This is a genomic window from Mesorhizobium sp. B3-1-8, assembly GCF_006439495.1.
Lineage (GTDB): Bacteria > Pseudomonadota > Alphaproteobacteria > Rhizobiales > Rhizobiaceae > Mesorhizobium.
In genome coordinates this window covers 77860-89282 of the sequence record NZ_VFTK01000029.1, presented here as the reverse complement: position 1 = coordinate 89282, position 11423 = coordinate 77860, and the positions used below count along the sequence as shown (strand labels likewise).

At 64.5% G+C, this 11423-nt stretch carries 8 protein-coding genes and 1 tRNA gene; 5 read left to right on the top strand and 4 right to left on the bottom strand.

The genetic code is table 11. The features are described from left to right. Positions 1–270 precede the first annotated feature (270 nt). Entirely contained in the window at positions 271–1404 is a 1134-nt protein-coding gene (locus tag FJ424_RS24305) for a site-specific DNA-methyltransferase (protein ID WP_140657142.1), read from the top strand. Positions 1405–1458: 54 nt separating this feature from the next. Here the strand turns inward: FJ424_RS24305 and FJ424_RS24300 are convergent, their stop codons facing one another. Together FJ424_RS24300 and mutY are read right to left on the bottom strand one after the other, a co-directional pair. Next, positions 1459–2070, bottom strand: coding sequence for an HAD family phosphatase (locus tag FJ424_RS24300; RefSeq protein ID WP_140657140.1), 612 nt, complete (start codon positions 2068–2070; stop codon positions 1459–1461). Then, positions 2067–3239, bottom strand: a complete 1173-nt coding sequence (gene mutY / locus FJ424_RS24295; protein ID WP_140657138.1) for an A/G-specific adenine glycosylase — start codon at positions 3237–3239, stop codon at positions 2067–2069. The genes FJ424_RS24300 and mutY overlap by 4 nt, the downstream gene beginning before the upstream one ends. Positions 3240–3272: 33 nt before the next feature. On the opposite strand from mutY, the gene FJ424_RS24290 reads away from it, so the two are divergent. From FJ424_RS24290 to smc, 3 genes are all read left to right on the top strand, one after another. Next, positions 3273–3782, top strand: a complete 510-nt coding sequence (locus FJ424_RS24290) for a DUF721 domain-containing protein (protein WP_140647304.1) — start codon at positions 3273–3275, stop codon at positions 3780–3782. Positions 3783–3936: 154 nt separating this feature from the next. Continuing rightward, the gene (locus FJ424_RS24285; protein ID WP_140647305.1) at positions 3937–4683 is read left to right on the top strand and encodes a DsbA family protein; all 747 of its coding nucleotides are present in this window, start codon (positions 3937–3939) and stop codon (positions 4681–4683) included. Between the two features lie 63 nt (positions 4684–4746). Next, the gene (gene smc, locus FJ424_RS24280; RefSeq protein WP_140657136.1) at positions 4747–8208 is read left to right on the top strand and encodes a chromosome segregation protein SMC; all 3462 of its coding nucleotides are present in this window, start codon (positions 4747–4749) and stop codon (positions 8206–8208) included. A 30-nt stretch (positions 8209–8238) separates the two neighbouring features. On the opposite strand, the gene FJ424_RS24275 is transcribed toward smc, so the two are convergent. Then, positions 8239–9951, bottom strand: coding sequence for an HAD family hydrolase (locus FJ424_RS24275; RefSeq protein WP_140657134.1), 1713 nt, complete (start codon positions 9949–9951; stop codon positions 8239–8241). A gap of 226 nt (positions 9952–10177) precedes the next feature. Here FJ424_RS24275 and FJ424_RS24270 point away from each other — a divergent pair, with 226 nt between their 5' ends. Continuing rightward, a complete protein-coding gene (locus FJ424_RS24270; RefSeq protein WP_140657132.1) occupies positions 10178–11101 on the top strand; it encodes an acetamidase/formamidase family protein in 924 nt (307 codons plus the stop codon). 158 nt (positions 11102–11259) lie between these two features. Here FJ424_RS24270 and FJ424_RS24265 read toward each other — a convergent pair. Further along, positions 11260–11334: transfer RNA gene (locus FJ424_RS24265), tRNA-Gln, on the bottom strand. Positions 11335–11423 lie beyond the last annotated feature (89 nt).

Below are 11423 nucleotides of genomic sequence, written 5' to 3'. Positions count from 1 at the left end.
GACCAGAGCTTCTCCGCCTTCGTCCATCTCGCCGCCGCCATCATAAGCTCCAGATGAATATCAACAGGCCTTAGAGCATGATGCCGAAAAGTGTGGAGCGGTTTTCGGAGGGCATCATGCTCTATTTCTTTGATCTAGGCGGCGCGGCATACACCAATGGACCGGCCTGCGCAAACCGCGTGAGCCGGGCGGCGAGCCTTCACCGAATGTTTACGCTGATCGGTAACCATAACAGCCAGTAAACCGTAACGCGTTCTTTTGGGTGTTTTGATGTCTGCCGTGCGTCTTATCGACGAGCTTTCCCAAGCTCCCCAGCAGTCCGAATGGCTGGACACGATCCTGAAGGGCGACTGCGTCGCCGCGCTGGACAAGTTGCCGGAAAAGTCGGTCGACATCATCTTCGCCGACCCGCCCTACAATCTGCAGCTCGACGGCGACCTGCGCCGGCCCGACCAGTCCAAGGTCGACGCCGTCGACGACGACTGGGACCAGTTCGAGAGTTTCGAGGCCTATGATGCCTTCACCCGCGCCTGGCTGCTCGCGGCGCGCCGCGTGCTGAAGCCCAGCGGCACCATCTGGGTCATCGGCTCCTATCACAACATCTTCCGCGTCGGCGCCCGCATGCAGGATCTCGGCTTCTGGATCCTCAACGACATCGTCTGGCGCAAGACCAACCCGATGCCGAATTTTCGCGGCCGCCGCTTCCAGAACGCGCATGAGACGATGATTTGGGCCTCGCGCGACCAGAAGGCCAAGGGCTACACCTTCAATTACGAAGCGCTGAAGGCCTCGAACGACGATTTGCAGATGCGCTCCGACTGGCTGTTCCCGATCTGCACCGGCGGCGAGCGGCTGAAGGACGAGAACGGCAACAAGCTGCATCCGACGCAGAAGCCGGAAGCGCTGCTTGCCCGTATCATGATGGCCTCGACCAAGCCGGGCGACGTCGTGCTCGATCCCTTCTTCGGCTCCGGCACCACTGGCGCCGTCGCTAAGCGCCTTGGCCGCCACTTTGTCGGCATCGAGCGCGAGCAGGCCTATATCGACGCTGCCAATGAGCGCATCGCCGCGGTGCGTCCGCTGGAAAACGCCGACCTCACCGTGCTTTCGGGCAAGCGTGCCGAGCCGCGCGTCGCCTTCATCAGCCTGATCGACAACGGCCTGGTGACGCCGGGCGCCACGCTTTACGACGCCAAGAAACGCTGGGCGGCAAAGGTGCGCGCCGACGGCACGCTGGCGATTGGCGACAGCGCCGGCTCGATCCACAAGATCGGCGCCGAAGTGCAGGGGCTGGATGCCTGCAACGGCTGGACCTTCTGGCACTATGAGCGCAGCGGCGGCTTGACCCCGATCGACGAATTGCGCCGCATCGCCCGCCTCGGCATGGAGCGGGCAGGGGCCTGAGCCGCCAGCCCCTCTTGAATCAACACCTCAACGGATCGCCGCAAGCGATTCAGTTCAGGCCGCAATCCCGAACCGCTGAAGGTCTGCTTTAAGCGTCCTGGCGTCGGTGAACAGCACCGACTGCCAGCCGGCGGCCCTGGCGCCGTCGACATTCTTCTGGCTATCGTCGATGAACAATGTGGCGGATGGCTCGAGACCGAACGCAGTCACGTGATGATCATAGATGGCGCGGTCCGGCTTGATCTGGCGGATGTCGGCCGACACGGTCACGCCGCGCGGCCGGTTGAGAAAGTCGAAACGCTGCCGTGCTTCGGCAAGCGTGTCGGCGGCGAAGTTGGTCAGCATGGTCACATCGTGGCCGCGCTCGATCAGGCCGAGCATGATGGCGACGCTGTCGTCATAGGCATGCGGCACCATCTCGTGCCAATGGCGGCGGAAGTTACGGATGTTCTCGGCGTGATCGGGATGCTCGGCGATCAGCAACGCCTCTGCATCTTCCCATGTGCGGCCGCGATCCTGCTCGATGTTCCACTCGCTGGTGCAGACATTGTCGAAGAACCATTTGCGCTCTTCGGCATCCGGTATCAGCCGGCTGAACGCAAGGTCCGGATCGTAATGGATCAGCACCTTGCCGATGTCGAACACGATATGGCGGATTTCGGTCATGCAGGCCTCTTTGCACTGTGCGGCGACGGTTTCTTCGTCGCGCCCGGTATCGCCGCCTCGATTGCCTTTTTCATGACAGTCGGCAGCGCTTCCCCGGAAATATCATGAGCCAGCGACCAGAAATGCCCGTCCGGCGCGTCGCCTTTGACGCGGGCATGGAAGATCTCGAGTTCGAGCGCGAAATGGGTGAAGACGTGCCCGATCTGCCCGGCGCGGCGCCAATCGGCGACAAAAGGCGCGGCCTCGGTAGTCGTGGCGCCGTCAACCCGCGCTGTCCAGCCGGTGGTCGGCACCTCGGTCATACCGCCGAGCAAGCCCTTCTCGGGCCGCTTGCGCAAGAGGATCGCGCCGTCGTCGCGCTCGGCGACGAAGGCGGCACCCTTGCGCAGCGGCTTGTCGTCTTTCGGCAGCCGGACCGGGAAACGTTCAGGATCGCCGGTGAGAATGGCGCTGCAATCCTCGCGGATCGGGCAGAGCATGCAGCGCGGCCGCTTCGGCGTGCAGATCGTCGCGCCGAGATCCATCATCGCCTGGGCAAAGTCCCCGGGCCGCGTCTGCGGCACCAGTTTTTCGACCAGCGCGCGGATCTGCGGCTTGGCCTCGCCGAGCGGCGTTTCGATCGAATAGAGCCGGGTCACGACCCGCTCGACATTGCCATCGACGACCGCCGCTGGCCGGTCGAAGGCGATCGCGGCGATCGCCGCCGCGGTATAGGCGCCGATTCCGGGCAATTCGCGCAGACCCGCCTCGGTGTCGGGAAAACGGCCGCCTCGGAGCGCCACCAGGTCGGCGCAGGCTTTCAGGTTGCGCGCCCTGGAATAATAGCCGAGCCCGGCCCACGCCTTCATCACATCCTCGGCGGGCGCCGCCGCCAACGCTTCGACCGTCGGCCATTTCTCGACGAAATTGCGGAAATAGGCTTTCACCGCCTCGACCGTGGTCTGCTGCAGCATCACCTCGGACATCCACACGCGATAGGGATCGGCCCTCACGCCGCGCCCAAACGCGACCGGCGTGACGCGCCAGGGCAAGTCGCGGTGATGCGCGTCATACCAGGCAAGCAGGCGGAAGGCGATATCCGGGGATCCAGCTTTGCTGGTATCTCCGGATCCGATATCGCCGGATGCGGCCTTCTGTGATGCCTTGCGGGTCTGATCGAGCGGTGCCATTGATCGGATGAGCTGGGGAACTGGAGAACGCACATGGCAGGGAAAAGGCCCTTCGGCAATCCCGTTCCGGTGAGCGATCTCGCCACCGAGATCCTCGACCCGGTGCTGAAGAAGCGCGCCGGTATCTCGATCGGGCTGGTGCAGTCCTGGGAAGAGATCGCCGGGCCGCGCCTGGCCGCCCACTCGCGGCCGGAGAAGATTCAGTGGCCACGCCGCTTGCACGAGGACGATCCGTTCGAGCCGGCGACCTTGATCATCGCCTGCGAAGGCATGGCGGCGTTGCATCTGCAGCACGAGGCCGGCGAGGTGATCAACCGCGTCAATGCCTTCCTGGGTTTCAACGCGGTCGGCCGCATCAAGATTCTGCAAAAACCGGTGCTTTCGCAAAAGGCGCGGCCGAAGCCGGCGCCGCGCCCTCTGAGCGAGGCGGAGAAGTCGAAGCTTTCGCATCTGGTCGGCCAGATCGAGGATGACGGCCTGCGCGCTTCGCTGGAGCGGCTCGGCGCTACGATTATGGGTGAAAGGAAGCCCAAAGGATCGTAAGAAGCGTCATGAATGCGTCACCAATCTCGCGCATTCGTGATGCTTGTGATCAAGTTTCGCGATTGGATTGGGGATCGCGATGCCTTAATTCGCGCCAACTCTCGCCTTTTCTAGCCCTTGCATTGCAAAATCCAACCGATATCAGGTGATTCGCATGAACCGTGCCCCGTCTGGCAAAAGCTTGTCTCGCAGAAACCTTCTGACCGCGCTGGCTGCTGTTCCTGCGGTGGCGCTGCTTGCCGCATGCAGCGACTCCGGCGAGGAGGCGAAGGCAGCCGACGTGAAGCCGGCCAACCCGTCGACGCCTGCCAAGCCGGCCGCCACGCCGGCGGCGGTCCAGGTGCCCGAGGCGCAGGGCACCGTGGACATGACGGAACTGCTCAAGCCGGGCGCGCTGCCCGACAAGCAGCTCGGCAAGGACGACGCCAAGGTCACCATCGTCGAATACGCGTCGATGACCTGCCCGCATTGCGCGCATTTCAACGACACCACCTTCCCACAGTTGAAGTCGAAATATATCGACACCGGCAAGGTCCGTTACATCCTGCGCGAATTCCCGTTCGACCCAAGCGCCGAGGCCGGCTTCATGCTGGCGCGCTGCTCGAAGGACAACTACTTCGCCATGGTCGACGTGCTGTTCAAGCAGCAGCCGAGCTGGGTCGGCGTCAACAACACCAAGGAAGCGCTGCTGCAGATCTCCAAGCTGGCCGGTTTTACACAGGAGTCCTTTGAGTCCTGCTTGACGGACCAGAAACTTCTGGACGATGTGAGAGCAGTCCAGAAACGCGGAGCGGACGAGTTCAAGGTCGACTCGACGCCGACCTTCTTCATCAACGGAAAGACCTACAAAGGGGCGATGTCGATTGAGGAAATGTCGGCCATCATCGACCCTCTGCTCTGACATCCAGGCCGCGCCGAAGCGGTCCGGCTTCGGCGCGCACGCCTGTAGTGTTGGGCGGCGCGAATGAAATTTTCGCGCCTTCGCCTCCTCGGTTTCAAATCGTTCGTCGAGCCCGGCGAGTTCGTCATCGAACGCGGGCTGACCGGCATTGTCGGGCCGAACGGCTGCGGCAAGTCGAATCTCGTCGAAGCTTTGCGCTGGGTGATGGGCGAAAGCTCTTACAAGAACATGCGCGCGTCCGGCATGGACGACGTGATCTTCTCAGGCTCCGGCGCGCGCCCTGCGCGCAACACCGCCGAAGTCACGCTTTTCCTCGACAATACCGACCGCACGGCGCCTTCCGCCTTCAACGACGCCGATGAACTGCAGGTGTCGCGCCGCATCGAGCGCGAGGCGGGCTCGCTCTACCGCATCAACGGCAAGGAAGCGCGCGCCAAGGACGTGCAGCTTCTGTTCGCCGACCAGTCGACCGGCGCCCGCTCGCCCTCCATGGTCGGGCAGGGCCGTATCGGCGAGCTGATCCAGGCCAAGCCGCAGGCCCGCCGCGCCCTGCTTGAAGAAGCCGCCGGCATCTCCGGCCTGCACACGCGCCGGCATGAGGCCGAGCTTCGGCTCAAGGCGGCCGAGCAGAACCTCGAGCGGCTGGACGACGTGGTCGGCGAGCTGGAAGGCCAGATCGAGAGTCTGAAGCGCCAGGCGCGCCAGGCGTCGCGCTTCAAGAACCTTTCGGCTGACATCCGCAAGGCCGAAGCGACGCTGCTGCATCTGCGCTGGACGCTGGCAAAAACCCAGGAAGGCGAGGCGCGTTCCGCGCTTGCCGTCGCCACCACGCTGGTCGGCGACCGCGCCGCGGCCCAGATGGCGGCGGCCAGGGAGCAGGGCATCGCCGCGCACCGGCTGCCGGACCTGCGCGACGCGGAAGCCGCCGCTGCTGCCGCCTTCCAGCGCCTGTCGATCGCCAAGACCCAGATCGAGGAAGAGGCCGGCCGCATCCGCGCCCGCCAGACCGAGCTCGAACGCCGCCTGCAGCAGCTCGACGCCGACATCGCCCGCGAGGAGCGGATGGTGCGCGACAATGCCGACATCCTGGAGCGCCTGCGCACCGAGGAAGCCGAGCTCAATTCGGAAAACGCCGGTGCCGCCGAGCGCGAGGCGACCACACGCGCCGCCTTCGAACAGGCCGGCGCGACGCTCTCGCAAAGCGAAGCAAAACTTGCCGCGCTGACCGCCGAGCGCGCCGAGGCGGCCGCCTCGCGCCACCAGATCGAGCGCTCGCTGCGCGAGACCGCCGAGCGCCGTGATCGCTTCGCCCGCCAGCTCGCCGAGGTCGACCGCGAGCTTTCCGACATCGTCGCGCGCATTTCCGGCCTGCCCGATCCGGCCGAGAAGCGGCTGTTGGTCGAGGATGCGCTTGCCCGGCTGGAAGAGAGCGAGGCCGGCGCCATTGCCGCCGAGCAGGCCGTCGCCGAGGCCCGCACTGCTGAAAGCGCCGCAAGACCGCCGCTGCAGGATGCAAGGGCCGAACTGGCGCGCATCGAGACGGAAGCGCGCACGCTGGCGAAGATCCTCAACGCCACCAGCGGGGGCGATCTTTTCCCTTCGGTGCTGGAGCAGATCAGTGTCGAGCGCGGCTATGAAACCGCGCTTGGCGCGGCCCTTGGCGAGGACCTCGACGTTCCGCTCGACCGCGGCGCTCCGGTGCATTGGGGCGAAAGCTCGGTCCAGCCCGGCGATGCGTCGCTGCCCGAAGGTGTGAAGAGCCTGGCTAGCGTCGTTCGCGCGCCGGCGCAGCTTGCCCGCCGCCTCGCGCAGATCGGCATCGTCGACGCCGTCGATGGCCGCCGGTTGCAGGCGCTTCTGGCCCCCGGCCAGCGGCTGGTCAGCCGCGATGGCGCGCTCTGGCGCTGGGACGGCTTGACCGCGAGCGCCGACGCTCCGACCGCCGCCGCGCTGCGGCTGGCGCAGAAGAACCGCCTGGCGGAGCTCGATGCCGAAGCCGTGCAGGCGACGCTTGTCGTACGCGAGGCCGAGGAGGCGTTGACGCATGCCGAGCAGGCGATGCGCCAGGCAAGCGATGCCGAGCGTAATGCGCGCCAGGCCGGCCGCGACGCCCAGCATGCGCTGGATGCCGCCCGCAACGCGCTGGCCGAGGCCGAGAAGGCTGGCGGCGAGCTGTTGAACCGGCGCGCCGCGCTTGAAGAGGCACGCGCTCGCATTGTTGACAGCCATGAGGAGACGCAGGCCGCTTTCCTCGAAGCCGAGGCGATGTTGCAGGACGCGCCCGATCTTGGCGACCTGCAATTGCAGCTCGAACAGGCCTCCGCCAACGTCTCGCGCGACCGCGCCACGCTCGCCGATGCGCGCGCCGTGCATGAAGGGCTGCGGCGCGAAGCCGAGGCGCGCATGCGCCGGCTGGACGCCATCGGTGCCGAACGCAAGAACTGGCTGGAGCGCGCCGAGAATGCCTCGACGCAGATCGCGGCCCTTGGCGAGCGCAAGGCCGAAGCCGAGGCCGAGCGCGAAAGGCTGGCCGACGCGCCGGACGAGATCGACGCCAAGCGCCGCGCCCTGCTGACGCAGCTGTCCGAGGCCGAAGCTTTGCGCCAGGCGGCGAGCGACCGCCTGCAGGAGGCGGAGAACAAGCAGGCCGAGCTCGACAAGGCGGCGACCGCCGCCATCCAATCGCTCGCCGAATCGCGCGAAACCCGCGTCCGCGCCGAGGAGCGGCTCACCGCGGCGGATGAACGCCGCGCCGAGGTCGAGGCGCGCATCCAGGAAGCGCTCAACACGCCGCCGCATCTGGTCATCAAGCATACCGGCCTCGAAGCCGACGACCCGATGCCCGACATGGCCGAGATCGAACGCCAGCTCGACCGATTGAAGATCGAGCGCGAGCGGCTCGGCGCCGTCAACCTGCGCGCCGAGGAAGAGCAGAAGGAATTGTCGGAGCGGCTGGAGACCATCGTTTCCGAGCGCGAGGACATCATCGAGGCGATCAGAAAACTGCGCCAGGCGATCCAGAGCCTCAACCGCGAGGGCCGCGAGCGGCTGCTGTCGGCCTTCGAGGTGGTCAACGGCCATTTCCAGCGGCTGTTCTCGCATCTGTTCGGCGGCGGCACGGCCGAGCTGCAGTTGATCGAGTCCGAGGATCCGCTGGAGGCGGGGCTGGAAATCCTCGCCCGTCCGCCCGGCAAGAAGCCGCAGACCATGACGCTGCTTTCCGGCGGCGAGCAGGCGCTGACGGCGATGTCGCTGATCTTCGCCGTGTTCCTCACCAACCCCGCGCCGATCTGTGTCCTCGACGAGGTCGACGCGCCTCTCGACGACCACAATGTCGAGCGCTTCTGCAATTTGATGGACGAGATGTCGAAGACCACCGAAACCCGCTTCGTCATCATCACCCACAACCCCATCACCATGGCGCGCATGGACCGGCTGTTCGGTGTCACCATGGCCGAGCAAGGCGTCAGCCAGCTGGTCTCGGTCGACCTGCAAGCGGCCGAGGCGATGCGCGAGGCGAGCTGAGCTCGCCTTTCTCACGTTCAACGACCAATCCTAGTTCTCCGGCGCCGTCGCCGGCGCCGTATAGCGGCGGCGCACGGCGTCGATCACCAGCTTGCGGCTCTCGTCGGCCGACAACGCCTTGTTCTTCTCCGCGTCTGCCGTTTCGTTGGCGAGTTCCTTGTCCCTGATCTGCTGGCGGAACCATTTGGAATAATCGCCGGCGCGCAAATGGTATTCCCATGTCTTGTCGTCGATACCTTCCGCCATCTGGGCGAAGATGATGAGATTGTGAGCTCGCAGATTCATCGCCTTCTTCGGCCCCGTGAAATAGAAGCTGCCCGCCTCGTCGAGCTCGCCTTCGGCATATTTGCGGCTGTGCCGCTTCAGCGACTGGTCGGGCTCGATCGCCTTGACCGTGAACGGCTTCTTGCCGTCATGCGGCCGCCAGAACAGCACGCGGTCGCCCTTGGGCAGAGGAATGTCCTTCGGCGCCTTGAGCCCGGTTTCCTTGCAGAAGGTCCTGATCACGTCCTTTGCGTTGGGCCCGAGTGCGATCACTGCCGTCACCAGCCGCAACGCATCGGTGGAGATTGCTTCGGGGTGGACGGTGATCAGCACGGTGCCAGGCAGCTCGATCGAAAGCACCGCGCGCGTATCTCCGCGTCGCTTGGGCATCAAATGATGCGCCTCGTCGATGATCAGCCAGTGCGGCCTTGCCGTGCGATAGCGGACATTGCCGAGGCCGGGCAGCAATTCGGCGAAGAAATCGGGACGCTCATCGACCTTCAGTGCCAGGCCGTTGACCACGACATTGTTCTGCGGTTTCTCGATCAATTCCAGCAATTGTTCCTTGTTCGGCGCGGTCGAGCCGTTGCCGAGCGGCACCGCGCCTTTCAGTCCGTCATAGTCGCCCTCGGGGTCGAAAATGCAGAATTGCAGACCTTTTTCGACCAGCCGCTCGGTGAGCGCCGTGGCCAAGGTCGATTTGCCGATGCCCGAGCTGCCGGCGATCAGCACTGTTTCCATCGGCGACAAGTAGATGTCCTTGCCGCGTGAGGTCCCGAGCAGCACGCCGCGCGAGCGCTTTTTGGCCAGCGGATAATCGCGCTTGGTCAGCTTGCGGATCAGTTCCTCGACGCCTTTGCCGCGCGGCGCCTTGGTGACGAGGTCGGCGGTTTCCTTGACCGCGGGCAGCGCGTTGGCCACCGCGACGCTGCAGCCCGAGGCCCTGAGGAAAGCGTGGTCGTTCTCGGCGTCGCCGATGGCCACGACATTATGCGGCGACAGCTTCAGGTCCTCGAGCGCAGCCGCCAGTCCGGTTGCCTTGTTGATGCCCGAGGGCAGGATCATCACCGCGCCCTTGTTGAAGATGATCTCCAGCTCCAGCCCGAGCTTCTTGATGACGTCGAGCACTGTCACCTGGTGCGGCTCCCAGGTGGCGACGATCGAGCGCCCAACCGACAGCGGCTTCACGCCGCGCTTCTTGAGCCCGTCGATGAGATCGACGGAAGGCGAGGGCGAGATCGTGCGCTCTTCCTCGCTGGCCGGCGTGTAGATCAGCGCGCCGTTTTCGGCGACGACCTTGTCGAACAGGAAAAGTTCGGGAAAAACCTCCTTGAGGTCGGGCAGTTCGCGGCCGGTGACCAGGATGAGCTTGCGCCCTGATTTCTTCAGCTTTTCCAGCGCCGAGATCGTGCTGGCCGTGACCAGGCCATCATGCGCCAGCGTGCCGTCATAGTCGGTGGCCAATGCCATGAAATACATCGGTTTAACCTCTCCGCCGGCTGTTTTTCGCGCCCGCCGGGAGTATCCGGCTTGGCGGACAACAACGCCTGGAGGCGGAAAAGGTTTAGGTCGAGCACTGGATTTCTCGGGCCGGCGCTAGGCCGTCGCGCATCGCAGCGACTCGCCCATGCGAACGAAACGATCGGCCAGCAAGAGCTCAATCCTCCCACTTGCCGTACGTCGACGCCTTCGTTACTGCGATCTGATGGCGCCGCACAAACTTACCAACACCACTTGGCACAATGTCCTCGGTACGATCGCGCCGGCGCTCACAATTGCATCCGGCGATGTCGTGACGACGGAAACGCTCGACGCTCAGGGCTTCGACAAGAGCGGTGTGCAGCGGTCACGAGGGCCGAATCCTATGAACGGCCCGATCTTCGTGACGGGAGCCGCACCTGGTGATGCGCTGCGTGTGGAGATCCTGCGCATGGACCCGATCCGCTCTTCCGGCTGGACGATCTCGTCACTGGCTGCAAACGTTGTCGATCCGGAGGCTGCCCGTGGGCTGCCTGCAAGGGACAAAGTCACTTGGCAGATCGACCTGGAAGCGCGAACTGTGGTGTTGCAGGAGCCGCCGCCAGGCCTCGAGCACTTCATTTTGCCGGTCGAGCCGATGATCGGCTGCTTCGGCGTGGCGCCATCGATGGGCCAGGCTTTCTCCACCGCGACCAGCGCAGAAAATGGCGGGAACATGGATTACCGCGGGTTTCGGCCCGGTGCGACCGTTTGGTTCCCCGTTGCCGTAGAGGGTGCGCTCTTCTTCGCGGGCGATTGCCATGCGGCGCAGGGCGATGGGGAGATCGTTGGAACCGGGATCGAAACCTGCTTTGAAGTTGAGTTTCGCTTGACTGTGGAAAAAAACAGACGGTTGACATGGCCTCGTGGCGAGAACGAGACCCACATTTTCTCTGTCGGCAATGCTCGTCCGCTTGATCAGGCCCTCCAGCACGCGACCACGGATATGTTCAACTGGTTGACCAGTGACCACGGCTTGTCCGCCGCTGCCGCATCGCATCTGATGGGACAGGTTGTCCGGTATCACGTCGGAAACGTTTTTGACCCTGCCTATACGATGGTTTGCCTGATCGAAAAGCAATGGCTTCCGAAACCGGCCTCCACCGGCTGATGGGAGCAATTCCAGGAAAAGCGTGAGCGGTTTTCCGTTCGGAATTGTGTCAAAACAAAAAAGGTAGGGCGGTTCGCTGTTTCCGTGAAACGGTGAAACGCACGAGTGCAAGCCACGGCGCCAACAACCATACCATCCGTTTGACTGGCCGATGGCAGTGGCTGGGGCGCCAGGATTCGAACCTGGGAATGTCGGTACCAAAAACCGATGCCTTACCACTTGGCGACGCCCCAGCAGGCGGGGCATGCCCGCTGCGCGCGGCCTTATAGGACGAGGCGGAGCAAAGCTCAATGCCGGCTGTGCATGAAACACGACGGCAATT